Genomic DNA, 25,203 nt, shown 5'->3' with positions numbered 1-25,203 from the left:
GTACGAAAAGAAGAAGGAGCGGCTCAGGCCTCGACGCGCGCGGCAGGCGCGGCGATGGCCTGGGCCAAGTCGAAATCGGACCAGCGCAGGCGCTGCCACGGGCAGCCGAACTGTTCCTGGAAATCCTGCAAGGCCACTTCGGTGGCGCGGGCGTGGCGCGCTTCGCGGCCGTTCCAGCGCAGCCAGGTCGCGTGGCCGCGCGCGGCCGCGGCGCCGAACTCGGGCCAGGAGTCGAAGCAGTCCTGCACGCGCCGGGCGTTGAGCAGCGCCAGCGTCCAGCCCTGCGCATCGTCGATCCGCTGCCAGGCCGCGAGCAGCCGCAGCAGATAGCTCTGGCGCATCGCGTGCCAGGCCAGCAGGTCGCGTGCGGCGTCTTCGCCGGGGGCTTGGCGGGCTTCGCCGAGAGTGGGATGGGCGAGGCAGGGGATGCGGAAGAACTCGGCGCAAAAACGCCGCGCGGCGGCGCTGGCGTCGTCGTCGCGTTCGGCGAGCTCGGCTTCGACCTGCTCGCGCAGCCGCTGCGGCACGTCGGCGGGCGCGGCCAGCCGATCGCGCGCGATGCCGCCGTCGAGGCCGAGCCGGAACAACAGCGGTTCGGCCACGGCCAGCGCCCACTGTCGGTGCGGGCGCGCCTGGGTCGCGGCGCTGGGCGGGGCGTTGCTCAGCCAGCGGCGCAGCCAACCGCGCCGCTCATTGGTGTCTGCGTGCGCGGCCGCATCGGTCGGGCGGACCAGCCATTGCGGGAAGTGCTGCGCGAGCGCGGCGTTCAGTCGTTCGCGGCGCTGGGTCGCGATGTCGCCGGCGTCCGGATCGGCCGCTTCCGGATCGTTCGCGCCCGAATGCGCATCGGCCTGCGCCTGCATGAGCTGCAACGCCGCCAGCACCGGCCCGTGCGGCGCGGCGACTTCGCCCAGCACCGCCGCGCCCGCGCCCAGCGCCAGCCACTGCACCAGCGGATCCGGGCGCGGGTGCTGGCGCAGCAGGTGCGGCGCGGCGCCGAGCAACGCATGTTGGCGCGCGGGCTCGTCGAGCGCGGCGTAGGCGACATAGCGTGTGGCGCCGTCGCATTCGTGGGCGACGATGCCCAGTTGCAGCAAGTCGTGGCTGCCGTTGTCGCGCGGGCGCAGCGCGTCGAGCAGACACAGCACGTCGGGCAGGTACTTGGCCGACGGCACGGCGTTCTGCTTGCCCTTGATCTGCTCCACGCTCCACTCGTCCAGATCCTGGACCAGGCTGACGGTCACGTGCGGGCGGTTGCCGCCGTCGCGCAGGCTGAACAAGCGGATCCGGCCTTGCTCGCAGCCGTGCGCGTAATGCTCGCCGTAACCGCCTTCGAGCCGCTCGCGCTGGGCGAACTGGCCCAGGCAATGCTGCATGTGGAACGACTCGTAGGCCAGTTCCGCGCGCAGGCTGCGGCCGCTGCCGCGCAGTTCGACGAAGCGGCCGTTCGGCGTCGCCGCGATCTCGCTCAGCGCGTGCGGCTGGCTCGGCCACCAGCCGCGGCCGCTGCGCCGCTGCATGCGCTCGTGGTCGCGCTGCCAGGCCGCGTCGGCGGCGTCGAAGGCGATGCGGTGGAACTTGCCGGCCAGGCGCGAATGCAGGCGCGCGTCGAAGAACTCGACCATGCGGCTTTCGCGCTCGCGCAGCAGGCGGTGTTCGGGATCGATGTAGAGCATCGCCGCCGCGCCGACCGCGTCGAGCTTGCGCAGGAACCAGTCCGGCGGCGTGCGCGCGCCCATGCACACCCGCCACTGCTCGACGCTGCGCACCGGCATGACGTGGGCGAAGCGGTTGATCGCCCAGCGGAAGAAATGGCTGCGCAGCCAGCGCGCGATGTCGGCGTGGTCGCGGCGCTGCTGGCTGCGGCGGTCGATCGCGGCGCGGATCGCGTCGGCGTTGATGACGTCGCGCGCGGCGCCGTGCGGATGGTCGGTGGGGGAATCCATTCCGGTGTTTGGTTGTGGTGGCGTGCGCAGCGGCGAAAGAGGGGTAGGGAAGCGGCCGCCGGGGCGCAGCGGCCGCGCCCAGTATCCCCGCTCCGCGCGCCGGCCCCAAGGCCCCGCGCAGCGCAGCGGCCGCTTCACCGCTGCTTCACCCTCGCCGCACCGCCTCGCCATCGCGCCTCCGCACACGCCTCCCAAGCTTGCCGGCAACGTCGCGGACAACCTCGCGGACAAGGAGCACGACATGCGGGTCTGGTTGAAAATGTTGATGGTGCTGGGGCTGACCCTGGCGATCTTGGTGCCGCTGCTGATGATCGGCGGGGTGATCGGCGAACGCCAGACCTACCGCGCCCAGGCGGTGGCCACGGTGGCGCGCAGCTACGCCGGCGCGCAGGCGTTCTCCGGGCCGGCGCTGATCGTGCCCTACGAGGACACCTGGATCAGCGAGGAAAAGGACGACAAGGGCGTGCTCAAGCGCGTCGCTCACCGCGAGCAGGGTCGCTGGATCTATTTCCCCAGCAAGCTCGAAGTCGAGGGCGAGATCGTCCCGCGCGAGCGCACGCTGGGCCTGTACAAGGTGCTGGTGTACGAATGGCAGGGCAAGGCCAAGGCCAGCTTCGCCGCCGATATCCCGGCCAACCCGGTCGCCGCCGCCGGCACCACGGTCAACGGCATCGCCCGCAGCATCGGCAAGCCGTGGCTGAGCTACGCCTTCGCCGACGTGCGCGGCCTGCGCGATCCCAAGCTGCGCCTGGACGGCGTGGAGGCGGCGATCGAGGACGGCCAGGGCGCGCGCGACGGCGGCGGCGTGCATGTGCGGCTGGCCGCGCCGGCGCCGGCGACGCAGTTGAAGGCGCAGAGCGAACTGGAGTTCGTCCTGGGCGGCACCGAATCGCTGGCGCTGGTGCCGCTGGGCAAGGACAACCGCTTCTCGCTGCGTTCCAAGTGGCCGCATCCGAACTACGGCGGCAGCTTCCCGCCGAGCTCGGACAGCATCGGCGCCGACGGTTTCCGCGCCGATTGGCGGGTGTCCTCGGTGGCCACCAACGCCCAGCGCCAGTACGCCGCCGGCGCGGTGCTGCCGTCGGTGGCGCTGTCGGGCCGCGGCGAAGACGGCTTCGATGTCGCCGCCGACCTGGGCAGCGAGATCAACGCGGTCCAGATCACCCTCAAGGATCCGGTCAACGTCTATTCGCAGGCCGACCGCGCGACCAAGTACGGCCTGCTGTTCGTGCTGCTGACCTTCGTCGGCTTCTTCATGTTCGAGCTGATCAAGCAACTGCGCATCCACCCGATCCAGTACGGCCTGGTCGGCCTGGCCCTGGCGATCTTCTTCCTGCTGCTGGTCAGCCTGAGCGAGCACATCGATTTCGGCCTGTCGTATCTGATCGCCAGCGTCGCCTGCATCGGCTTGCTGGTGTTCTATCTCAGCGCGGTGCTGCGCAGCCTGGTGCGCGCGCTCGGCTTCGGCGCGATGCTGGTGACGCTGTATGGCGCGCTGTACGGCTTGCTGATCTCCGAGGACAACGCGCTGGTGCTCGGCGCCGGCCTGTTGTTCCTGATCCTGGCCGCGATCATGGTCATCACCCGCAAGGTCGACTGGTACCAGCTCGGCGCCCCGGCCAAGCGCGCCGACGTGCCGCCGCCGCTGCCGCCGCAGTCGCCGTCGCAGCCCACGGCGCCGTCGCCGCCGGACGCGCCGGCCGGCGCATGACCGGCGCAACCGCTGCGCCGGACGTTTGAGTCCCGACGGCGGCGGGCCGCATGGCCCGCCGCCGTATTTGTGACCGCGCCGGCCTGCGCTTTTGCCTAAGATGAGCGGATGAAGAAACCGATGCCCACCCTTCGCAGTTTCACCGGGGCCGAGATCGCGCCGTACCTGAACGCGATCGCGGCGCTGCGCATCGCGGTGTTCCGCGAATGGCCGTACCTGTACGACGGCGACGCCGCCTACGAGGCCAAGTATCTGCAGGTCTACCGCGACTCGTGGCGCAGCGTGGCGGTGCTGGCCTTCGACGGCGAGCGCATCGTCGGCGCGTCCACCGGGCTGCCGCTGGCCGACGAGACGGCCGAGATCCGCGCCGCCTTCGACGGCCATCTGGTCCGCATCGAGCACGTGTTCTACTGCGGCGAATCGGTGCTGCTGCCCGAGTACCGCGGCCGCGGCGTCGGCCACCGCTTCTTCGACCTGCGCGAGGCGCATGCGCGCGCGCTCGGCGATTTCCGCTGGACCACGTTCTGCGCGGTCGACCGCGAGCCCGGCGATCCGCGCCGGCCGGCCTTCCATCGCGGCAACGAGGCGTTCTGGAAGAAACGCGGCTACACCCATCGTCCGGAGCTGGTGGCCAAGTTGCCGTGGAACGAGGTCGGCCGCGGCGAGCGCGAGCATTCCCTGAGCTTCTGGTTGCGGCCGCTGGAGCGTGCGCGATGAAAGTGGCGGTGGCCAAATACCGCATCGGCGCGCCGCGCGATTTCGCCGAGTTCGCCGACAAGCAGACGCAGTGGCTCAGCGCCGCGCGCAACGGCGGCGCGCAGCTGGCGGTGCTGCCGGAGTATCTGTCCCTGGAATTGGGCGCGACCTTCGGCGCCGCCACCCAGGGCGATCTGCACGCTTCGCTGGTGGCGACCCAGCAGTACCACGGCGCGTGGCTGGACTTGTTCGGCCTGCTCGCGCGCGAGCTGCGCCTGCACATCGTAGCGGGCAGTTTTCTCTACGACCCCGGCCACGGCCGCTACCGCAACCGCAGCTACGCCTTCGCGCCCGACGGCGGCCGCGTTTGGCAGGACAAGTTGCAACTGACCGGGTTCGAGAAACAGGCCGGGGTGATCGAGCCCGGCGACGCGCTCAAGACCTTCGAACTGGCCGGCCAGCGCGCCGGCATCGCGATCTGCTACGACATCGAGTTCCCACTGCCGGTGCGCGCGCAATGCGAAGCCGGTGCGCGGCTGTTGCTCGCGCCGAGCTGCACCGACACCGAGGCCGGCGCCACCCGCGTGCGCGTGGGCTGCCTGGCGCGCGCGCTGGAGAACCGCGCCTTCGTCGCCCAGGCGGTGACCGCGGGCGAGGCGTTGTGGAGCCCGGCGCTGGACACCAACACCGGCGAGGCGGCGGTGTACGCGCCGATGGACGTGGGCCTGCCGGCCGACGGCGTGCTCGCGCGCACCCAGGGCGGCCAGCCGTGGGCGTTCGCGGAACTGGATTTCGCCGCGTTGGACGCCAGCCGCGAGCGCGCGCAGGTGGCCAACGATCGCGACTGGGCCGGGCAGTGGAAGCCGGCGCTGGCGCGGGCGCAGATGGCGCAGTGGGGCGGTGAGAAATAGGCGCGCGGCGAATGTGAGCGATGGCGGTCGCGGCTCGCGCCGCTCCTACATGGGCTACCTGTAGGAGCGGCGCGAGCCGCGACCGCGAAAATCAAACGACGACGCTACGCGCCGCGCACTCAAGCGAACAACGACACCCCCGGCACCAACCACAGCGAAATCCCCGCCAGGGTCGTGCCGATCACCGTCGCCGCCAATACATCGCTGGGGTAATGCAGCCCCAGCACCACGCGCGAGGCCGCCACCGACGCGGTGAACGGCACCAGGATCCAGCCCAGCGCCGGATAGTGCGCCATCGCCACCAGGCTGAAGGCCACCGCATGCAAGGTATGCCCGGACGGGAAGCTGAATTCGTCCAGCGGCGCGACCCAGGCGTGGATGCGCTGGTCGGACGCGAACGGGCGCGGGCGCCGGGTCCAGCGCTTGAGCGCCTTGTACAGCGCCAGCGCGATCACGCCGGTGGCGGCCAGGTGCGCGCTGGCGCGCAGGCCGTCGTAGCCGTCGGCGAGCACCAGCACCGCCATCAGCACATACCAGAACACGCCGTCGCCGAGCCGGCTGACTGCGGCGAAATAAGCGCGCGAGCCGCTGCGTTCGCCGAGGCGGTTGGCGCGCAGGCACCAACCGGATTCGCCGGCGATCAAACGTTTGCGCAAGGGCAACCGGTTCATACGACCTCCTGCTCGGGCTTGTTGTCGGGACGGGGTTCTTGGCTGAGCCGGCGCGGCGTGCCGCTGCGTTCGGCCAGGCCGTGCAGCAGCGCGTCGAAATCGGCGGCGACCTGCTGCGGGCGCAATCCGGCGATGGCCTCGCGCCCGGCGTGGGCCATGCGCGCGCGCAGCGCGTCGTCGCCGGCGATGCGCGCGGCCGCATCGATGAAGCCGGCCTCGTCGCCGTTGCGCAGCGCCGCGCCGTGTTCGCCGTCGCGCAGGTGCTCGTGCGCGGCGCCGTAGTCGTAGGCCACCGTCGGTACGCCGCTGGCCATCGCTTCCAGGGTGACGTTGCCGAAGGTTTCGCTGAGGCTGGGAAACAGGAACAGGTCGCCGCTGGCGAAGTGCGCGGCCAAGGTCTCGCCGCGCTGCACGCCGCAGAACACGAAATCCGGGTTGTCGCGTTCCAGCCTGGCGCGCGCCGGGCCGTCGCCGACCCAGACGAAGCGCGCCTCGGGCCGGCGCTGCTGCAGCGCGCGGAACGCGCGCACGGCCAGGTCGAGGTTTTTCTCCGGCGCGATCCGGCCGACGTAGATCGCGACCAGGCTCGCATCGTCCGCGCCCCACTGGCCGCGCAAGCCGCGGTCGCGGCGGGCCGGGTCGAACAAGGCGGTATCCACCGCGCGCGGCAGCCGCACCACATCGTGGAAGCCGCGTTCGCGCAGGAAGTCGGCCAGCTCGCGGGTCGGCACCAGGGTGGCGTCGGCGCCGTTGTGGAAGCGGCGCATCCACGCCAGCGCGGCGCCGACCAGGAACGGCGCGCCGTAGTCGCGCATGTATTCGTCGAAGCGGGTGTGGAAGCCGGTCGCGGCTGGGATGCCGAGCGCGCGCGCCGCCTTCAGCGCCGAGCCGCCGAGCGGGCCCTCGGTGGCGACGTAGATCGCATCCGGCCGGGCCGCAGACCAGGCCTGGCGCAGGCGCGCCGCGCAGGGCAGGCCGAAGCGCAGGCCCGGGTAGCGCGGCAAGGGCAGGCCGCGCACCAGCAGTTCGTGCGCGGGGCCGTCGCCGTGGCCGTCGGCGGCCTGGCGCGGGCGCACCACGCTGACCTCGTGGCCGCGGGCGCGCAGACCCTGCTCCAGACCGCGCACGGTCAGGGCGACGCCGTTGATCTCCGGCGGATAGGTCTCGGTGACGATCGCGTAGCGCATGGCGCGGCTCCGGGTTTGCGCAATCCTGGGCTTGGGCCGTGTCCCTGCCGTTGCCGGTGCATGACGCGCGCATGACTCGATCCGGGTAACCGTTTTCCGAAACCGATTTCATCCGGGCGACGTCACGAAACCCCGCGCGGGGGCCGGTTTTGCCGCGATCCGTCAAGCGCGGCGCGGCATCGTCGGCGATCGCGCAGCTTCCGCTTCGTTAACAAGCCTGTCCCTACAATCGCCCCGTTTAAGTGCAAACCCATTGCACGCCGCCGCATCACGACCGACAGGGGACCCGCTTGCACCGACGCGAACTGATCAAAGCCGGACTGAGCCTGCCGGTGGCCGCCTGGGCCGCGGGCGGCGCCTGGCCGGCGGCGTTCGCGCAGGCGGCAGCGGCCGGGTCGGTGCAGGCCTTCGACGCCGGCACCGTGCCGGCGTTGGCGCGCGCACTGGCGGCCAAGCCGTACCGCGCGCCGGCGACCGAACTGCCGGCGGGCCTGGGCCAGGTCGATTACGACCGCTGGCGCGACATCCGCTTCGACCCCGCCCAGGCGGTGTGGAAGAACGACGGCCTGCCGTTCCAGCTGCAGCTGTTCCACCGCGCGTTCCTGTTCAAGCAGCGGGTCGAACTGAATCTGGTCGAGGCCGGGCGCGCCGCGCCGTTGCGCTATCGCAGCGGGCTGTTCGACTTCGGCAAGGCGCCGCGCCCGCCCGAAGACGCCGACCTGGGCTTCGCCGGTTTCCGCGTGCACGCGCCGATCAACCGCGCGGATTATTTCGACGAAGTCTGCGCGTTCCTCGGCGCCAGCTATTTCCGCGCGGTGGCGCGCGACTTGCTGTACGGCCTGTCGGCGCGCGGTCTGGCGCTGAACACCGGCGCCGACGGCAATGAGGAATTTCCGGCGTTCGTGGCGTTCTGGATCGAGCGGCCGGCGAAGAGCGCTCGGTCCATCGTCGTGCATGCGCTGCTCGACAGCCCCAGCACCGCCGGCGCGATGCGCTTCGTGATTACCCCCGGCGTGGACACCACCTTCGACACCACGCTGCGCTTGTATCCGCGCGCGGCGCTGGATCGCGCCGGCATCGCGCCGCTGACCAGCATGTACCACTTCGACGACACCGACCGCCGCGGCGTCGACGACTTCCGCCCGGCCGTGCACGATTCCGACGGCCTGGCGCTGTTCAACGGCGCCGGCGAACAGATCTGGCGGCCGCTGCACAACCCCAAGCACTTGCAGGAAAGCGCGTTCCAGGACCGCCGCCCGCGCGCGTTCGGCTTGATGCAGCGCAAGCGCGCGTTCGCCGATTACGCCGACAGCGAAGCCCATTACGAACGCCGCCCCAGCCTGTGGGTGGAGCCGCTGGGCGACTGGGGCGAGGGCGCGGTGCACCTGATCGAAATTCCGACCGGCGACGAGTACCACGACAACATCGTCGCGTTCTGGCGTCCGCGCGCGCCGCTGGCCGCCGGGCGCGAGCATCGCTTCGACTACCGCCTGCACTGGTGCGCCACGCATGCGTGGAAGCCGCAGCTCGCCACGGTCTCGCGCACCCGCATCGGCGCCGCCAATGCCGGCGCCGGCAACGGCGCGCGCCTGATCGTGCTGGACATCGACGGCGGCCGGCTGCCCCAGCTGGCGGCGGATGCGCAGCTGCGCGCCGTGGTCTGGGCCGCGGCGGGGCAGGTCGCCAACGCCACCGCGCGCCGCATCGACGGCGGCAAGACCTGGCGGCTTTCGTTCGAACTCAATCCCGGGGATGCGCGCGCCATCGAGCTGCGCGCGGTCATGGAGGACGCCTCCGGCCCCGTTTCCGAAACCTGGCTTTATCGTTGGACCGCATGAACGCAACTGCCGCACCGCCGCTCCGCCCCGCCGCCTCCGTGCCTTACGAAGCGCTGCCGCCCGAATCGCCGATGGCGATGCCGGTGCAGACGCTCAAGGCCGGCGCGCTCTCGTCCAAGACGCTGCCGACCGCGCCGCGCGGGATGGCCTTGCGCCGCCTGTACGTGATCGGCGGCGCCGCGCTGCTGACCCTGGTCGCCGCCTACCACATCCTGCGCGTGCTCTACGTCGGCGGGTTGAGCGTGCTGGAAGGCGCGCTGCTGGGTTTGTTCTTGTTCCTGTTCGCCTGGATCGCGCTGGCCTTTACCAGTTCGCTGGCCGGCTTCGTGCTGATCCTGTCGCGCCGGCGCTGGCGGCTCGGGCTCAAGCAGGGCGGCGAACTGCCGGCGCTGGGCGAGCGCACCGCGCTGCTGGCGCCGACCTACAACGAGGATCCCGAGCGGCTGATGGCCGGCCTGCAGGCGATCTACGAATCGGTCGAGGCCACCGGCCAGTTGGACAAGTTCGACTTCTTCATCCTCAGCGACACCACCAAGGAACCGATCCGCCAGGCCGAGATCCGCGCGTTCAACGCCTTGCGCGAACGCACCGGCGGGCAGGCGCGGATCTTCTACCGCCGGCGCAAGAACAACGCCGAGCGCAAGGCCGGCAACATCGCCGAATGGGTGCGCCGCTTCGGCGCGGCCTATCCGCAGATGCTGATCCTCGACGCCGACAGCCTGATGACCGGCGAGGTGATCGTGAAGCTGTCCGGCGCGATGCAGCAGCACCCGGACGTGGCGCTGATCCAGACCTTGCCGATGATCGTCAACGGCCAGACCCTGTTCGCGCGCATGCAGCAGTTCGCCGGGCGCGTGTACGGCCCGGTGATCGCCTACGGCATCGCCTGGTGGCACGGCGCGGAGAGCAACTACTGGGGCCACAACGCGATCATCCGCACCCGCGCCTTCGCCGAGCACGCCGGCCTGCCCGAGCTGCGCGGACGCAAGCCGTTCGGCGGCACCGTGCTGAGCCACGACTTCGTCGAGGCCGCGCTGATGCGCCGCGGCGGCTGGGCGCTGCACATGGTGCCGGGCCTGGTCGGCAGCTACGAAGAAGGCCCGCCGTCGTTGACCGACATGCTGGTGCGCGACCGCCGCTGGTGCCAGGGCAACCTGCAGCACACCGCGGTGCTGCCGGCCCGGGGCCTGCACTGGATCAGCCGCATGCACCTGATGATCGGCATCGGCCATTACTTCACCGCGCCGATGTGGGCGATGCTGATGCTGATCGGCCTGATCATTCCGCTCGACAAGCTCGATTACTTCAGCTGGCAGAGCATCCGCCTGCCGGGCTTCTCGCCCAGCGCCTATTGGCGCGACCAGGATCCCGACCGGGTGCTGTGGGTGTTCATCGCCACCATGGCGGTGCTGCTGGCGCCGAAGTTCATGGCCTATCTGGCGCTGCTGACCGACCGCGAGACCCGGCGCGGCTGCGGCGGCGCGATCCGCGCGTTCTTCAGCATGATCTTCGAAACCCTGCTGGCCGCGCTGATGGCGCCGGTGACCATGTACCTGCAGTCGCGCGGCGTGGCCGAAGTGCTGTCGGGCAAGGACTCGGGCTGGGAATCGCAGCGCCGCGACGACGGCAGCCTGCCGCTGTCGGGGCTGATCCGCAGCTACGGCGGCCTGACCCTGTTCGGCGTGCTGATTGGCGGCATGGCCTATGCGATCTCGCCGCCGCTGGCGGCGTGGATGTCGCCGGTGATCCTGGGCCTGATCGTCTCGATCCCGGTGGTGGCCTTCACCTCCGCGCGCGGGCCGGGGCAGTGGCTGCGCAAGGTCGGCATCTTCCGCATTCCCGAAGAGATCAGCCCGCCGCCGGTGCTGGTGCGGGCGACGCAGTTGCGCGCGGAGGCGGCCAAGCGCAGCGCCGCGGCCGAAGCGGCGGGCTGAGGCTCGCCGCGGGCGCCGAAGGTTTGTTGCGCGGGTAGCGCCGCGATAGCGCGATGCGCGCGGCGGGTCGCTAGACCAGCACCTGCCGCGTCCGCCGCAGATAGGCGTGGACCGCGTTCTCGGCCGCTTCGTCGATCATCTGTTCCGGCCCGCAGCCATTGGGGCAACGCAGCCGCGGGGTGGTGCCGAACAGCCGGCAGATCAGCGGCCGCTCCTCATACGCCTGGCAGCCCTGCGGCCCCAGGTGCGGGCAGCTCCAGGCCGCCAGCGCGGCGTCGCGCTCGCGCTCGGGCTTGAACGGCAGGCGCGACATTTCCTCGGACGAGGCGGTCACCGGCCCGCAGCAATCGTGGCAGCCCTCGCGGCAGGCGAACGAGGGAATGCGTCGCCGCAGCGCGTCGAGTTCCCGGTCTTGCTCGTTCATCGCGGATCTCCCCCGGGCGGCGTTGCGGCGGATCGAGCGCGGCACGGTCGGCCGCGCCCGCCGATCATGCCTTCTTCAGGAGCTCGGTGCGCAGCACCAGGCCCTTGACCTTCTCGACGTTGCACTCGATCAGCTCTTCGTCGTCGGTCAGGCGGATGTTCTTGCACAAGGTGCCGCGCTTGAGCGTCACCGAAGTGCCCTTGACCTTGAGGTCCTTGATCACCAGGACCGAATCGCCGTCGGCGAGCGGGGTGCCGTTGCTGTCTTTCACGATCATGTCGAACTCCAGGGAAACCAAAGCGATGCGGGTGGGCCATGCGGTCGCCGCCGCGCGGGCGCTGCGCGGCCGGACAGACGCGCATCCCGGCCGCACGAGGCAAACGGCCTGCGCGCTTGACGCGGATGCGCGAAGCATGTCAATAGATGTTTGATGCATCATTATACGGGCAACAAACCCAAGCCGGCCCCCGGCGGGTGCCGAACCTGCCGCAATTGGCGATGATGCGCAGCCTCGAACACCCGCTGCTTATGACGATGACCTTCGACCTCTGCGCACGCCTTGCGTTTTCTCTGTCCGCGGAGCCGCGACTTTGATCACGGCCAGCCAGTTGCGCGCCGCCCGCGCCTTGGTCGGCATGGACCAGAAGACCCTGGCCGAGAAGGCCGGCGTGTCGCTGCCGACGATCCAGCGCATGGAGGCCAGCCAGGGCAATGTGCGCGGCGTGGTCGACACCCTGACCAAGATCGTCAATGCCCTGGATGCGGCGGGTGTCGAGTTGATCGGCGAGAACATGCCCAGCTACGGCACTGGCCGCGGAGTGCGGTTGAAGTCGCCGCCGGCGGAGTGATCCGCGCCGCCGGCCGCTGCGCCGCGATCGCCGCGGCTCACTCGCGCCACGGGCGCAGCTGGCGATAGATCGCATAGCCGCCGCCGGCGATGCCGGTCAGTGCGGCGGGCAGGTACAGCATGCGGGCGCCCCAGTGTTGGTACAGCAGCGCGCCGAGCAGCGCCCCGGCCAGGAACCCGCAGATCACCAACGCGCTGAGCAGGATCCGCCGACGCGGTACGTCCCGGCCGCGAACGGCGTGGCCCAGGCCGATCCCCAGGTCGGTGAACATGCCGGTCAGGTGGGTGGTGCGCAGGACCGAGCCGCTGAAGGTCGTCGCCATCGCGTTCTGCAGGCCCATCGCCATCGCCGCCGACAGCCCGCCGAGCATCGGCTGGCGGTGCAGCAGCGGCACGCTGGCGAACAGCAGCGCGGACTCGATCGAAAGCACGGCGCCGTAGCGCCGCCCCAGGCGCAGTGAACGGCCCTGCACGATCAGCCCGCTCAAGGCCGCGCCGGCGACGTAGGCGACGGCGATCGCCGACAACTGCAACGCGGCCAGCGCCCGTCCTTGCGCGAGGGCGGCGCCGAGCGAGGTGGTCGTCCCGGTGAGATGGGTCAGCGCCTGATGCTCGAAGCCGAGCACGCCGGCGGCGTTGACCATGCCGGCCACGCAGGCCAGCACGCCGCCTCCCACCCAGACCCATTTCGGCAGATGCACGCCCACCGGACCCTCGCTCGTTCCCGTGCGCTCGCCGGGGGCGCCGCCTCGCGCTTTGGCGTTTATCCCGGTAAGACGACAGTTTGGATGTTTTGAACATATCAATAGATGTTTTATACATCAATAAGAAATGTTGAAACTTGATTCCGACCGGGGTGGAGTCCACGTCGCCGGGCGCCGGCGGCGGCACGAGACGCCTGGGCTGAGTGGAAGACCTGCAAGCGCGGCACGGCCGTTTCGCGACCGGCGCCGCGCCGCGGCCAAGTGCGGCGGCGCGAACGTCGGCGGTGGCGGTAGCGGGGGCGCACGCAGCGGCAGGCGCGTTCGCTGTTGCGGTCACGGATTCGCGCGCTCTCGCGCGTCGTGCCGCGATGGCGCGCCGGCGCCAGCGGCTATGCTCGGTCCATGAGTCGAAACCGCACCGCCCCCGATCCCGCCCTCAGCCACGTCGTCGGCGCCGATGCGCCGGCGCTGCTCGAGGAAACCATCGGCGCGATGCTCGCGCGCATCGCCGCGCAGTGGCCCGAACGCGAGGCGCTGGTGGTGCCGCCGCAAGACGTGCGCATGAACTGGCGCGAGTTCGACAACGCGGTGAGCCGGCTGGCCGCCGGCCTGCTCGCGCTCGGTCTGGCGCCCGGCGACCGCATCGGCGTTTGGTCGCTCAACCGCGCCGAATGGGTGCTGCTGCAATTCGCCAGCGCGCGCGCCGGCCTGATCCTGGTCAACATCAATCCGGCCTACCGCACGCACGAGCTGGAATACGTCTTGAAGCTGGTCGGTTGCCGCGCGCTGGCGATCGTGCCGTCGTTCAAGACCTCGCACTACCTGGACATGCTGCGCGAACTGGCGCCCGAACTCGGCCGCGACCCGCCCGGACTGCTGCGCGCGCGGCGCCTGCCGGACCTGCGCCACGTGCTGGTCATGGGCGCGCACGAGCCGCCGCCGGGCACGCACGCCTTCGACGCCGTGGCCGCGTGCGAGGATCCGGCCGCGCATGCGCTGCTGCGCCAGGTCAGCGCGCAGCTGTCGCCGGACGATGCGATCAACATCCAGTTCACCTCCGGCACCACCGGCGCGCCCAAAGGCGCGACCCTGACCCACCGCAACATCGTCAACAACGGCTTCTTCGTCGGCGAAGCGATGCGGCTGAGCGAACGCGACCGGCTGTGCATCCCGGTGCCGTTCTATCACTGCTTCGGCATGGTCCTGGGCAATCTGGCCTGCGTCACCCACGGCGCGTGCATGGTGATCCCCGGCGAAGGCTTCGACCCACTGGCGACCCTGCGCACCGTCGCCGCCGAGCGCTGCACCGGCCTGCACGGCGTGCCGACCATGTTCATTGCCGAGTTGCAGCACCCGCAGTTCGGCGAGTTCGACCTGTCGAGCCTGCGCACCGGCATCATGGCCGGCGCCAACTGCCCGATCGAGGTGATGAAGCAGGTGGTCGCGCGCATGCACATGCAGCAGGTGACCATCGCCTACGGCATGACCGAGACCAGCCCGGTCAGCTTCCAGACCGTGCCCGACGATCCGCTGGAGCGACGCGTGGATTCGGTCGGCCGGGTGCATCCGCACGTGGAAGTGCGCATCGTCGACGAGCGCGGCGCGACCGTGCCGCGCGGCGAGGTTGGCGAGCTGCTGACCCGCGGCTATTCGGTGATGCAGGGCTATTGGGGCGATCCCGCGCGCAGCATGGAGGCGGTCGACGCGGACGGCTGGATGCACACCGGCGACCAGGCCACCATCGACGCCGACGGCTACGGCCGCATCGTCGGGCGCCTGAAGGACATGCTGATCCGCGGCGGCGAGAACGTGTACCCGCGCGAGATCGAGGAATTCCTCTACGCCCATCCGGCCATCGCCGACGTGCAGGTGTTCGGCGTACCCGACGAGAAGTTCGGCGAAGAAGTCTGCGCCTGGATCCGTCTGGCCGACGGCGCCGCGCTCGACGCCGAGGCGGTGCGCGCGTACTGCCAGGGCCGCATCGCCCACTACAAGATTCCGCGCTACATCGAATTCGTCGAGACGCTGCCGATGACGATCAGCGGCAAGCCGCAGAAGTATCTGATGCGCGAGAAGATGATCGAACTGTTGGCGGCTGCGGGCGACGCCGGTTAGGCGTTGCGGGTTGCCGCGGCCGACACGAGCGCTCGCTCCGTTGCAATGGGCTGAGGTGCCAGCGCGGCGTTACTGCATCTGCGGAACGAACTTGCCGGAACCGAAAGGGACTTCTTTCAGTTCGTGATGGCTCTCGTAGGCGATGCGTCGCCAGCTGCGCACGAACAGTTCGCCGTTGCGCCTAGGCTCGCGCTCGGCGATCCATTCGAAACGGTGGCCGCAATAGGTCTCGATCACCGAGGCGAAGTCCCAGCACAATCTGCGCAGCAGGTCTTCGAACAGCGCGATCCAATCGGCGCCCATCGCATATTCTTCGGGGTTTTCGCTGGCGAAGGCGATCAGCTGGCTGCTGCTGGTGATCGGATGGCGATACAGCGGCAGATGATGAAACATGTCGCGGCAAAATATGCCGTCCGAAGGCAGCGAAGCCAGTGCCGAGCGGTTGTGCCAGTACACCGCGCGGGCGTCCAAGCCGGCGGTATAGCTTTGTATCTGTCCGTAGATCACGCCGCTCATGCGCGCGCCTGCATGGGATGTCGCGGCAATCTAGCGCAGCCCGCACGGCGGCACCAGCGCTGCGGCTGGAGCGCGATTCAGTTGGCCAGCAGCTTCAGCGAAATCCCCAACCCCGCCATGTCCTGCGGCTCGCCTTCCAGGTCGGCGCGCACCAGCGGGCGCGAATCCAGCCAGCGCCGCGACACGGTCAGGGTGAGGGTGTTGCCGTCGGCGTGGGCGTCGAGCTGCGGGATCGGGTCGGACTCGTGCGCGCGGTGCAGCAGCACCGCCAGCCGCAGCAGCGCCGAGCTGCGCCGCACCGCGGCGAGCAGGCGGTCGGGCAGGGCGTCGAAGGCGGTCTTGGGAATGCTGCGGCGGTGCGTGCGCACCAGCGCGGCGAGGAATTGCTGCTGCTGGCGCGAGAAGCCGGAGATGTCCGAATTCTCGATCACGTAGGAGCTGTGCACGTGGTATTGGCTGTGCGCGATCACCAGGCCCAGCTCGTGCAGGCGCGCGGCGCGCAGCAGCATCAGGCGGTCGTCGGCATCGAGGTTCCAGGCCTTGGCGACCTGGTCGAACAAGCGCAGCAAGGTCGCCTCGACCCGCGCGGATTGCTGTTCGTCGATGCCGTAGCGCTTGACCAGGGCGATGACGGCCGCATCGCGCGGGTCGTCGGCGCCGCCGCGGCCGAGCATGTCGTAGAGCACGCCTTCGCGCATCGCCGCCTTGCTGATGGCCATGCGCTGCAGGCCGAGCACGTTGAAGGCGGCTTCCAGGATCAAGATGCCGCCGGCGATCACCGGACGACGGTCGGAGGACAGCCCGGGCAGGTCGATGGCGTCGATGCGGTCGGCCTGCAGCAGCCGGTCGCGCAGCGCCGGCAGGGCCTCGGCCGTGACCGCGCCCTTGGTCAGCTTCATCGCCGCGCAGATCTCGCCGATGGCCTTGTTGGTGCCCGACGAGCCCAGCGCCTCGTGCCAGCCCAGCGAGCGGTAGGTGCCGGCGAACTGCTGGAACTCGGCCGAGACCTCGGTCAGCGCGTCGCGCCACTTCTTCTTCGACAGCTTGCCGTTCTCGAAGAACCGGCGGGTGGTGGCGATGCAGCCGACCTGCAGGCTTTCGCGCTCGATCGCCTCGAAGCCGGAGCCGACGATGCATTCGGTCGAGCCGCCGCCGATGTCGATCACCAGCCTGCGCTCGCCGGGCTTGGACGGCTGGGCGTGGGCGACGCCGAGGTAGATCAGGCGCGCCTCTTCGCGGCCGGACACCACTTCGATGGCGTGGCCCAGGGCCGATTCGGCCGGCATCAGGAAGGCTTGCGGCGCGGCCAGGCGGCGCACGGTGTTGGTGGCGATCGCGCGCACCCGCTGCGGCGGCACGTCGCGGATGCGCTGGCCGAAGCGCGACAGGCACTCCAGCGCGCGCTGGCGCACTTCCGGTGCGAGCCCGCCCTTGCGGTCCAGGCCCTCGGCCATGCGCACGGTTTCGCGCAGCCGGTCGACGGTGCGCAATTGCCCCAGCACGTAGCGCGCCACCACCATGTGGAAGCTGTTGGAGCCCATGTCGACCGCGGCGAGCAGGTCGCCGTCTTCGAGCGGCAGGCGGCTGGTCGGGAAAAGATTATTCATGCGGCCGATTTTCGGTCATCCGCACAACTTAGCCAACAAAGTCGCCTGGGCCGAGTGCGGCATCGCGCCGTCGGCCGGCAGGACGCGCTCGTAGGCGCCGTCGGGCTGCAGCGCCCAGGCGTTGAGGTTGTCGGCCAGGTAGTTGGCCAATGCTTCCTCGTACACGCGCCCGCGCAGCTCCGAATCCAGGATCGGGAAGCCGGTCTCGACCCGGCGCAGCAGGTTGCGTTCCAGCCAGTCGGCGCTGGAGCAGAACAGGTCCGGCGCGCCGTCGTTGGCGAACCAATAGACGCGGTGGTGCTCGAGGAAACGCCCGACGATGGAGCGCACGCGGATGTTGTCGGACACGCCTTCCACGCCCGGCCGCAGGGTGCAGGCGCCGCGCACGATCAGGTCGATCTGCACGCCGGCCTGCGAGGCCTGGTACAGCGCGCGGATCACCTGCGGCTCGTTCAAGGCGTTCATCTTGGCGACGATGCGCGCCGGCTTGCCGGCCTTGGCATGCTTGGTCTCGCGGTCGATGCGCTTGAGCACGCCGGCGTGCAGGGTGAACGGCGATTGCAGCAGGCACTTGAGCTTGAGCGAGGGCGCCAGGCCCGAGAGCTGCTGGAAGATCAGGTGCACGTCGTTGCCGATGTCCGGATCGGCGGTGATCAGGCCGAAGTCGGTGTAGGCGCGCGCGGTGCCGCTGTGGTAATTGCCGGTGCCCAGGTGCACGTAGCGCTTGAGCTTGCGGCCTTCGCGGCGGACGATCAGCAGCATCTTGGCGTGGGTCTTGTAGCCGACCACGCCGTACACGACCTGCACGCCGGCTTCCTGCAGCCGGTCGGCGAGGCCCAGGTTGGCCTCCTCGTCGAAGCGCGCGCGCAGCTCGACCACCACGGTCACGTCCTTGCCGTTGCGCGCGGCCTGCACCAGTTGCTCGACGATCGGCGAATCCTTGCCGGCGCGGTACAGGGTCTGCTTGATCGCCAGCACGTTCGGGTCTTCGGCGGCCTGGCGCAGCAATTCCAGCACCGGCGCGAACGAGTCGAAGGGGTGGTGCAACAGCATGTCGCCCTCGGCGACGGTGTCGAAGAGGGTCTCGATGCCGGGCGCCACGCGCTGCTGGTAGGGCGGGAACTTCAGTTCCGGGCGCTGCTGGACCAGGTCGTAGACCTGGATCACGCGGTTGAGGTTGACCGGGCCGTTGATGCGGTAGACCGCGTTCTCCGGCAGGTCGAAGTTCTCCAGCAAGGTGCGCACGATCGGCTTGGGGCACTGCTCGGCGATCTCCAGCCGCACCGCGCGCAGGTAGCCGCGGCCGATCAGTTCGTCGCGCAGGGCCAGGGCGATGTTGTCGACCTCTTCCTCGTCCACCAGCAGCTCGGAGTTGCGGGTGACGCGGAACTGGTACGCGCCCTTGACCTCCATGCCCGGGAACAGCTCGTCGACGAAGGCCGACAGCACCGAGGACAGGAACACGAAGTCGTGCTTGCCGCCGGAGACGTTCTCGGGCATCTGGATGATGCGCGGCAGCGAGCGCGGCGCGCGCACGATGGCTAGGTTGCCGGCGCGGCCGAACGCGTCCTTGCCCTTGAGCACGACCACGATGTTGAGCGACTTGTTGAGGATCTTCGGGAACGGGTGCGCCGGGTCCAGGCCCAGCGGCGACAGCACCGGCATGATCTCGTCGCGGAAGTACGCGCGCAGCCAGCGGGTCTGGCGCGCGTTCCAGGAATTGCGGCCGAGCACGCGCACGCCGTTTTCCTGCAGCGCCGGGCGCAGCACCTCGTTCCAGCATTCGTACTGCGCCTTGACCAGCTCGGCGGCGCGGTCGTGGATGCGCGAGAGCACGGTCTGCGGCGCCAGCCCGTCCGGGCCCGGCGCCAGACCCAGGTCCTGGGCGTGGCGCAGGGTGCCGGCGCGGATCTCGAAGAATTCGTCGAGGTTGGTGCAGGAGATGCACAGGTACTTCAGCCGCTCCAGCAGCGGCACCTGCGCATCCTGGGCCTGGGCCAGGACGCGGAAGTTGAAGTCCAGTTGCGACAGTTCGCGGTTGAAGTACAGCGAGGGGTCGCGCAGCGGGTCGGTGTCGAGCGAGGGTTCGGTCATCGCGTTCATGGCGCTGCGTTGCGTCCTAAGTTCGGATTCGCCCGGTCAGGGCAGTGCATCTGGGAGAAGAGTATCCGAGTGCGCCTCGCCGTACAGGTCGCGGCGGCGCATGCGTTCGGGAATGAAATGGCAGGCGAAGGTGCTGCCGCGGCCGACTTCGCTGGCGATCTCCAGCCGCGCCTGGTGCAGGTGCAGCACGTGCTTGACGATCGACAGGCCAAGGCCGGTGCCGCCGCTCTCGCGCGAACGGCTGGTGGAGACGCGGTAGAAACGCTCGGTGATGCGCGGCAGGTGCGCGGCCGGGATGCCGTAGCCGCTGTCGACCACCTCCAGCACACAGCCGCGGGCGATCCCGGCGCTCTCGGGGCGGAAGCGGATGCGGATGGTGCCGCCGGCCGGGGTGTAGCGGATCGCGTTGCTGACCAGGTTGGAGAACGCGCTGTGCAGTTCCTTGTTGGAACCGAACAGGTCGACGCCGGCCAGGTCGTCCATGGCGATCTCGTGGCGGCCCTGGCTCAGCGCGTTGGCCTCGCGCTTGAGCGTGGCCAGCATCGAGGACATCGACACGGTTTCCTCGGCCGGCAGGCTGTCCTGCGATTCCAGGCGCGACAGCGTCAGCAGGTCTTCGACCAACTGGGTCATGCGCTGCGACTGGCGCTGCATCTCGGCCAGCATCGGCGCCCAGTCCGGGTGTTCTTCCGGATCGAGCATGTCCAGGTAGCCGTGGACCACGGTCAGCGGCGTGCGCAGCTCGTGCGAGACGTTGGCGACGAAGTCGCGGCGCATCTGTTCGAGCTGGAGCATGCGGCTGACGTCGCGCGCGACCAGCAGCCACAGGTTTTCCGAGTACGGGATCAGGCGCAGGCTCAGGGTCACCGCCGGATTCCACGGCGAGGCCGCTTCCAGCGGCTCGGCGTTGCGGCCGGAGGCGAGCCAGTGCGAGATCTGCAGCGGCTGCAGCCGGTCGACCACCGGCGCGCCGATGTCGCGCGGGTAGCGCAGGCCGAACAGGCCGGTGGCGGCCTCGTTGAACCACTGCACGCGCTGGCTGTTGCGCTCCACCACCACGATCGCGTCGGGCATCGCCGCGGCGGCGGCGCGGTAGGCGCGCAGCATTTCGATCAGCCGGCGCTTGCGTCCGCGCATCTCGGCCTGGCTGCGGTGCAGCAGCCGGTCGAGTTCGTTCCAGATGCCTTCGCCCAGCGGCGGGGTCAGGCGCTGGCGCGCGGTCAGCCGGATCAGCACCCGGCGCAGCCGCCAGTAATGCCAGGCGACCACGCCGATCGCGGCGGCGGTGACGATCGGCCAGGGATAGCCGACCAGGATGCCGAGTACGGCCGCGCCGACCAGGATCAGCGCGAGCTGACCGAGGGTGCGGAACCAGGCGGAGCGCGCGCGCGGCGGCATACCCCCAGCTTACGCGGCGAGCGAGGCGGAGAAGCGGTAGCCCGCTCCGCGCACGGTCTGGACCATGCCGTCGAGCCGGTGCGGCTCCAGCGTCTTGCGCAGGCGGCGGATGTGCACGTCGACCGTGCGTTCCTCCACGTACACGCTGCCGCCCCAGACATGGTCGAGCAGCTGGGTGCGCGAATAGACGCGTTCGGGGTGGGTCATGAAGAAATGCAGCAGGCGGTATTCGGTCGGGCCGATCTGGACCGGCTGGTCGCCGCCGTCGACCTGGGCGAACACCCGGTGGGCGGCGCCGTCGATGCGCAGCGGGCCGACGCCGACGCTGCCGTCCTCGTCGTCTTCGCGCGAGCGGCGCAGCACGGCGCGGATGCGGGCCAACAGCTCGCGCGCCGAGAACGGCTTGACCACGTAATCGTCGACGCCGGCTTCCAGGCCGCCGACGCGGTCGTTCTCTTCGCCGCGCGCGGTCAGCATGATGATCGGAATCTCGCGGGTCAGCGATTCCTTGCGCCAGCGCCGGGCCAGTTCGAGGCCGCTGGTGCCGGGCAGCATCCAGTCCAGCAGGATCAGGTCCGGCACGCGGTCGGCGATGGCCGCCTGGGCCTCGCGGGCGTCGCCGGCGTGGACGGGATCGTATTCGCCCTTGCGCAGGGCGAAGGACACCATGTCGCGGATGGCGGGTTCGTCTTCGACTATCAGGATGCGCTTCTGCACACGGTCACCGAGGGGGAGGCGGGGTAGGGGTTCTTCCCTGAAACCGCGCCAGTACACTACCGTTTTATGACGAGCCCATGACATGGGACGGGCGGCATTGTCGCCCCGGCGATGTCGGCCGGATGTGCACGGTCGGGCGCGATGGCCCAAGCGGGACGGGAACTTGCGCCGAGGGGCGGCGATTTGAGCGGCGTTGGCCGCGCGATGGGCGACGCTGGCGCGGGCCGGACTTTGGCGGCCAGGTTACATCGCGATGGCAGCCACGCGGCGGCGCGGCGACGGTTGCGCGTCGCCGGGAGGGTGTGTTTCGCGCTGGTTGCAGCGGCGCCGCCGGACCGTTCGCGGCCACGGCGTATGGAGGCGTCGTGCGCAAGCGGCGCGGCTGCCTTGGTTCAGACGCAGCGCGGCGGCGAATCCACCCAAGCCGGCGAAATTTTTTTCCCGAGCGGAAACCCGCTGCGGTGCCGGAGCGGGCCGTCGCGTCGCCGATCCCGCGTTCGTCGGGCGCCCATCGGGCGCCTCCATCGGGCGCCTTTACTGCCGGCGCAGATCCTCGTCGCGCACGCCCTGGCGCTTGAGTTCCAGCACGGTCGGGGTGATCGCGGCGATGCGCGCCTCGATCCGGGCGCGGGCGTAGTAGTCCAGGTCCGGCTTGCGCTTGAGGGTGTTGAGCTGGACCAGGGCCTGCTCCGGGCGGCCGCGCAGGTAGGCGGCTTCGGCGTAGGCCTCGCCGGCGCGGATCGAGTCGCCGGCGATCTCGCACGCGCGGGCGAAGGTCTGCTGCAGCAGCGGGTCGTCGGCATAGGCGCCCAGCAGCGGCCGCAGCACCGCCTGCGCGCGCTGGCCGGCGGCGGCGGTGGCGCGGTCGTTGAGCACCTTGGCGTAGCTCAGGGCCACCGCGCGGTTGTTCGGGCTCTGCCGCAGCAACGCGTCGAAGCGGGCCTCGGCGGCGGCGTGCTTGCCGGCCTGGGCCTCGGCCTCGCCCATCGCCAGGCTCAGCCACAGTTGGCCGGGATGCTTGCGCAGCAGCGCGTCCAGGGCTTCGGTGGCGGCCGCGGTCTGGTTGCCGCGCAGTTGCGCCAGGGCCAGGCCGTAGCGCTTGGCGTCGGTGTCCAGGCCGAGCTTTTCGTACTCGCGCAGGGCGTCGCGCGGCGAACTGGCGCTGAGCACGCGGGTGCGCTCGCGCGCGTAGTCGAACACGCCGGTGCCGCCGGAGCTGAGCCCGGCGTCGCTGAGCTTGATGCCGTTGGGCAGCAGCGGGTTGTCGGTGCCGGCCGCGTTCGGCGGCAGGGTGATCGGCGCCTTGGCGATGCGCTCGACCAAGGTCGCGTTGGGCGTGGCGGTGATCGCGGTGATGCTGTTCTTGGCCGCGATCTGCTCGGCGCGTTCCTTGGCCTCGCTGATGCGGGTGGTGGTGACCGGGTGGGTCATCAGGTAATCGGGCGTCTCGCCGTACCAGTTGGCCTTGTTGCTGCGCGTGGCCAACGCCATGCGCTGGAAGAAGCCGGCCATCGCCCCGGTGTCGTAATTGCTGCGATACAGGGTCTGGATGCCGATGCGGTCGGCTTCGGACTCGTTGGAGCGGGTGTAGTTGATCTGGCGCTGCTGCATCAGGCCCAGGCCGGAGGTGATCGCGGCCATGGTCGCATCGTCGCTGGAATTGCTGCCGGCGCTCTGTGCGGCGACGATCGCGCCGAGCATGGCCAGCAGGATCGGCAACTGGTCGCGCTGGGCGCGCTCGACCCCGCGCAGCACGTGCTGCTGGGTGACGTGGGCGATTTCGTGCGACAGCACCGCGGCGACTTCGTCTTCCTTCTCCGCGGTCAGCACCAGGCCGGAATTGACCCCGATGTAGCCGCCGAGGGTGGCGAAGGCGTTGATCTGGCGCTCGCGCAGCATGAAGAAGGTGAAAGGCTGGCGCGGCTTGTCGCTGTTGGCGGCCAGGCGCGTGCCCAGGGTGTCGAGCCAGCTGTCGATCAGCGGGTCTTCGAGCAGGTAATCGTAGTGTCGCAGCTGCGCCAGCATCATCGAGCCGTACTCGCGCTGCTTGGCCGGGGTCAGCAGCTCCGCGGCCGAGGAGCCGATGTCGGGCAGCTTGGCCTCCTGCGCGCTGGCGCAGACGCTGCCCAGGGCGAGAGTGACGGCGGCGGTGAGCAGGGCGATGCGGCGCAAGCGGGATTCCTCGGTGGCGGACGCGGAAGCGGGGCGGTGAAGGGCGAACGGGCGGAGCGCGAACATGGGGTTGCAGCGGCGGCAGGCCGCGGCGGCCGCTGCGAGGGCAGGATGCCGCCGGGGCGGGACGAGGGCGTGAACCCGCCGTTAACTGCGCCCTGCTGCGCACCCTGCCGTGGCGCCGCGACCCGACGCAAGCGTATTGCGCCGCGACGGACTGCGTTCCATCGGCACGCTTTAAACTGCCTGGGCCCGCGTCCATATTCGGACACCAAGCCCATCCCGAAGTTTCCGGAGAACCGTTTTGAGCGACACCGCCTCCCCGACCCCGGCGATCGTGATCTATACCACCGCGATCTGCCCGTACTGCGTCGCCGCCAAGAATTTCCTCAAAAGCAAGGGCCAAAGCTGGAGCGAGGTGCGCATCGACCTGGATCCGGCCGCGCGCGAGAAGATGGTCGCGCGCACCAAGCGCACCAGCGTGCCGCAGATCTTCATCGGCGACACCCACGTCGGCGGCTACGACGACATGATGGCGTTGCACCGCGCCGGCGGCCTGGAACCGCTGCTCGGCGGTGGCGCATGAGCGGCGCCGACGAGCAGGCGCAGAAGGACCGCGTCGCCGAGTTCACCGCGTTCCGCAAGCGCATGAACGAGCGCATCCTGGCCGAACCGAACCAGGTCGTGCGGCGCTTCTTCGCCCTGGACACCCAGACCTACCAGGCCGGCGCGCTGGACGTGAAGACCAAGGAGCTGCTGGGCCTGGTCGCGTCCCTGGTGCTGCGCTGCGACGACTGCATCAGCTACCACGTCGCCCAGTGCAAGGAAGCCGGCGTCAACCGCGACGAGATGTTCGAGACCTTCTCGGTCGGCCTGGTGGTCGGCGGCTCGATCGTGATCCCGCACCTGCGCCGCGCGGTCGATTTCCTCGACCAGCTCGAAGCCGGCGAATCCGCCGCCCCCGCCGCCCACGACCACGGCTGAGCCACCCGCAGCTCCCTGTAGGAGCGGCGCAAGCCGCGACCGCGCCGGCGCGGCTGCGACGAAACCCCAGCGAACCGGCGCAAGGCCGGTCTCGCGATCTGAAAAGACGCAGGTCACCCGGCCTGCGCCGTTGGCCGCGCTGAGGCGGTCGCGGCTCGCGCCGCTCCTACAGGGGGCGGCCGCGGCTTTATCCCAATCGGGCGGGATCGGCCGATTCAGGCCCTGCGGCCCGGCTCCAGTACGGCCGCGAATGCAGGCCGGGGCCGCTTCCGGCATAATTGTGCGGTTAACACCGTTCGATTCGTGCGCAGCGCCGCAACGGGCGCCCGCCCCACTGCTGGAAGAATTCCCTCATGACGCAAACGATTACGGTCATCCGTGGCGACGGCATCGGCCCGGAGATCATGGACGCCACCCTGCACGTGCTCGACGCGATGAACGTCGGCCTGAGCTACGAGTTCGCCGACGCCGGCCTCGTCGCCCTGGAGAAGCACGGCGAGCTGCTGCCCGCAGCGACCATGGATTCGATCCGCAAGAACCGCATCGCGCTCAAGAGCCCGCTGACCACGCCGGTCGGCGAGGGCTTCAGCTCGATCAACGTCGAGCTGCGCAAGCGCTTCGACCTGTACGCCAACGTGCGTCCGGCCAAGTCGTTCCCGAACACCAAGTCGCGCTTCCCCTCGGGCGTGGACCTGATCACGGTGCGCGAGAACACCGAAGGC

At 70.1% G+C, this 25,203-nt stretch carries 20 protein-coding genes and 2 pseudogenes; 10 read left to right on the top strand and 12 right to left on the bottom strand.

Going from position 1 to position 25,203, the window contains the following annotated elements:
• Positions 1 to 23: 23 nt before the first annotated feature.
• Positions 24 to 1,946 carry a DUF1266 domain-containing protein gene (locus BLU84_RS04365; RefSeq protein WP_074863394.1) on the bottom strand — a complete coding sequence of 641 codons (1,923 nt, stop codon included), beginning with the start codon at positions 1,944 to 1,946 and terminating at the stop codon, positions 24 to 26.
• A 241-nt stretch (positions 1,947 to 2,187) separates the two neighbouring features.
• Here BLU84_RS04365 and creD point away from each other — a divergent pair.
• From creD to BLU84_RS04350, 3 genes and pseudogenes are all read left to right on the top strand, one after another.
• A pseudogene (creD, locus tag BLU84_RS04360) lies at positions 2,188 to 3,558 on the top strand (cell envelope integrity protein CreD); the annotation flags it as partial.
• Between the two features lie 219 nt (positions 3,559 to 3,777).
• Positions 3,778 to 4,374, top strand: coding sequence for a GNAT family N-acetyltransferase (locus BLU84_RS04355; protein ID WP_139174652.1), 597 nt, complete (start codon positions 3,778 to 3,780; stop codon positions 4,372 to 4,374).
• Complete coding sequence (locus tag BLU84_RS04350; protein ID WP_074863388.1) at positions 4,371 to 5,264, top strand: carbon-nitrogen hydrolase family protein; 894 nt, start codon at positions 4,371 to 4,373, stop codon at positions 5,262 to 5,264. Before BLU84_RS04355 ends, BLU84_RS04350 begins: the two co-directional genes overlap by 4 nt.
• 119 nt (positions 5,265 to 5,383) lie before the next feature.
• Here BLU84_RS04350 and BLU84_RS04345 read toward each other — a convergent pair whose 3' ends face one another.
• Positions 5,384 to 5,935 (bottom strand): phosphatase PAP2 family protein, encoded by a 552-nt coding sequence (locus BLU84_RS04345; RefSeq protein WP_074863386.1) that lies wholly within the window; start codon positions 5,933 to 5,935, stop codon positions 5,384 to 5,386.
• Positions 5,932 to 7,122, bottom strand: coding sequence for a glycosyltransferase family 4 protein (locus BLU84_RS04340; RefSeq protein WP_074863384.1), 1,191 nt, complete (start codon positions 7,120 to 7,122; stop codon positions 5,932 to 5,934). Before BLU84_RS04340 ends, BLU84_RS04345 begins: the two co-directional genes overlap by 4 nt.
• Before the next feature lie 290 nt (positions 7,123 to 7,412).
• On the opposite strand from BLU84_RS04340, the gene BLU84_RS04335 reads away from it, so the two are divergent.
• Together BLU84_RS04335 and mdoH are read left to right on the top strand one after the other, a co-directional pair.
• On the top strand, positions 7,413 to 8,960 hold the full coding sequence (locus BLU84_RS04335; protein WP_074863381.1) for an OpgD/OpgG family glucan biosynthesis protein: 1,548 nt from the start codon (positions 7,413 to 7,415) through the stop codon (positions 8,958 to 8,960).
• Complete coding sequence (gene mdoH / locus BLU84_RS04330) at positions 8,957 to 10,894, top strand: glucans biosynthesis glucosyltransferase MdoH (protein ID WP_074863379.1); 1,938 nt, start codon at positions 8,957 to 8,959, stop codon at positions 10,892 to 10,894. Before BLU84_RS04335 ends, mdoH begins: the two co-directional genes overlap by 4 nt.
• A gap of 70 nt (positions 10,895 to 10,964) precedes the next feature.
• On the opposite strand, the gene BLU84_RS04325 is transcribed toward mdoH, so the two are convergent.
• Positions 10,965 to 11,318, bottom strand: a complete 354-nt coding sequence (locus BLU84_RS04325; RefSeq protein ID WP_074863377.1) for a YkgJ family cysteine cluster protein — start codon at positions 11,316 to 11,318, stop codon at positions 10,965 to 10,967.
• 64 nt (positions 11,319 to 11,382) lie between these two features.
• Positions 11,383 to 11,592: pseudogene (locus BLU84_RS04320) on the bottom strand (alkylphosphonate utilization protein); the annotation flags it as partial.
• 316 nt (positions 11,593 to 11,908) lie between these two features.
• Between BLU84_RS04320 and BLU84_RS04315 the strand changes: the two are divergent.
• Entirely contained in the window at positions 11,909 to 12,166 is a 258-nt protein-coding gene (locus tag BLU84_RS04315) for a helix-turn-helix domain-containing protein (protein ID WP_074863375.1), read from the top strand.
• A gap of 37 nt (positions 12,167 to 12,203) precedes the next feature.
• Here BLU84_RS04315 and BLU84_RS04310 read toward each other — a convergent pair whose 3' ends face one another.
• A complete protein-coding gene (locus tag BLU84_RS04310; protein ID WP_074863373.1) occupies positions 12,204 to 12,872 on the bottom strand; it encodes a YoaK family protein in 669 nt (222 codons plus the stop codon).
• A gap of 399 nt (positions 12,873 to 13,271) precedes the next feature.
• On the opposite strand from BLU84_RS04310, the gene BLU84_RS04305 reads away from it, so the two are divergent.
• Positions 13,272 to 14,984 (top strand): AMP-binding protein, encoded by a 1,713-nt coding sequence (locus BLU84_RS04305; RefSeq protein WP_074863371.1) that lies wholly within the window; start codon positions 13,272 to 13,274, stop codon positions 14,982 to 14,984.
• A 69-nt stretch (positions 14,985 to 15,053) separates the two neighbouring features.
• Here BLU84_RS04305 and BLU84_RS04300 read toward each other — a convergent pair whose 3' ends face one another.
• The 6 genes from BLU84_RS04300 to BLU84_RS04275 all read right to left on the bottom strand — a co-directional run bounded on the left by BLU84_RS04300 (position 15,054) and on the right by BLU84_RS04275 (position 23,563).
• Positions 15,054 to 15,500 (bottom strand): hypothetical protein, encoded by a 447-nt coding sequence (locus BLU84_RS04300; protein WP_074863369.1) that lies wholly within the window; start codon positions 15,498 to 15,500, stop codon positions 15,054 to 15,056.
• A gap of 77 nt (positions 15,501 to 15,577) precedes the next feature.
• The gene (gene ppx, locus BLU84_RS04295; protein WP_074863366.1) at positions 15,578 to 17,107 is read right to left on the bottom strand and encodes an exopolyphosphatase; all 1,530 of its coding nucleotides are present in this window, start codon (positions 17,105 to 17,107) and stop codon (positions 15,578 to 15,580) included.
• A 15-nt stretch (positions 17,108 to 17,122) separates the two neighbouring features.
• Positions 17,123 to 19,210: a polyphosphate kinase 1 gene (gene ppk1 / locus BLU84_RS04290; RefSeq protein ID WP_074863364.1), complete on the bottom strand. Its 2,088-nt coding sequence runs from the start codon at positions 19,208 to 19,210 to the stop codon at positions 17,123 to 17,125.
• Positions 19,211 to 19,246: 36 nt separating this feature from the next.
• A complete protein-coding gene (phoR, locus tag BLU84_RS04285; protein ID WP_074863361.1) occupies positions 19,247 to 20,608 on the bottom strand; it encodes a phosphate regulon sensor histidine kinase PhoR in 1,362 nt (453 codons plus the stop codon).
• A 9-nt stretch (positions 20,609 to 20,617) separates the two neighbouring features.
• Positions 20,618 to 21,325 carry a phosphate regulon transcriptional regulator PhoB gene (gene phoB / locus BLU84_RS04280; protein WP_057946945.1) on the bottom strand — a complete coding sequence of 236 codons (708 nt, stop codon included), beginning with the start codon at positions 21,323 to 21,325 and terminating at the stop codon, positions 20,618 to 20,620.
• 534 nt (positions 21,326 to 21,859) lie between these two features.
• Positions 21,860 to 23,563, bottom strand: a complete 1,704-nt coding sequence (locus tag BLU84_RS04275) for a M48 family metalloprotease (RefSeq protein WP_083382319.1) — start codon at positions 23,561 to 23,563, stop codon at positions 21,860 to 21,862.
• A 238-nt stretch (positions 23,564 to 23,801) separates the two neighbouring features.
• Here BLU84_RS04275 and grxC point away from each other — a divergent pair, with 238 nt between their 5' ends.
• From grxC to BLU84_RS04260, 3 genes are all read left to right on the top strand, one after another.
• Positions 23,802 to 24,083: a glutaredoxin 3 gene (grxC, locus tag BLU84_RS04270; RefSeq protein WP_074863359.1), complete on the top strand. Its 282-nt coding sequence runs from the start codon at positions 23,802 to 23,804 to the stop codon at positions 24,081 to 24,083.
• Positions 24,080 to 24,481 (top strand): carboxymuconolactone decarboxylase family protein, encoded by a 402-nt coding sequence (locus tag BLU84_RS04265; RefSeq protein WP_074863356.1) that lies wholly within the window; start codon positions 24,080 to 24,082, stop codon positions 24,479 to 24,481. The genes grxC and BLU84_RS04265 overlap by 4 nt, the downstream gene beginning before the upstream one ends.
• Positions 24,482 to 24,834: 353 nt before the next feature.
• Positions 24,835 to 25,203 (top strand): isocitrate/isopropylmalate family dehydrogenase (locus tag BLU84_RS04260; protein ID WP_233431072.1); only part of this gene is annotated, 369 nt, incomplete at its 3' end.

The sequence above is a fragment of the Lysobacter enzymogenes genome (assembly GCF_900106525.1).
GTDB classification, from domain to species: Bacteria; Pseudomonadota; Gammaproteobacteria; order Xanthomonadales; family Xanthomonadaceae; genus Lysobacter; species Lysobacter enzymogenes.
The sequence above is the reverse complement of the archived record's forward strand: the minus strand, read 5'-3'. Positions and strand labels throughout refer to the sequence as shown.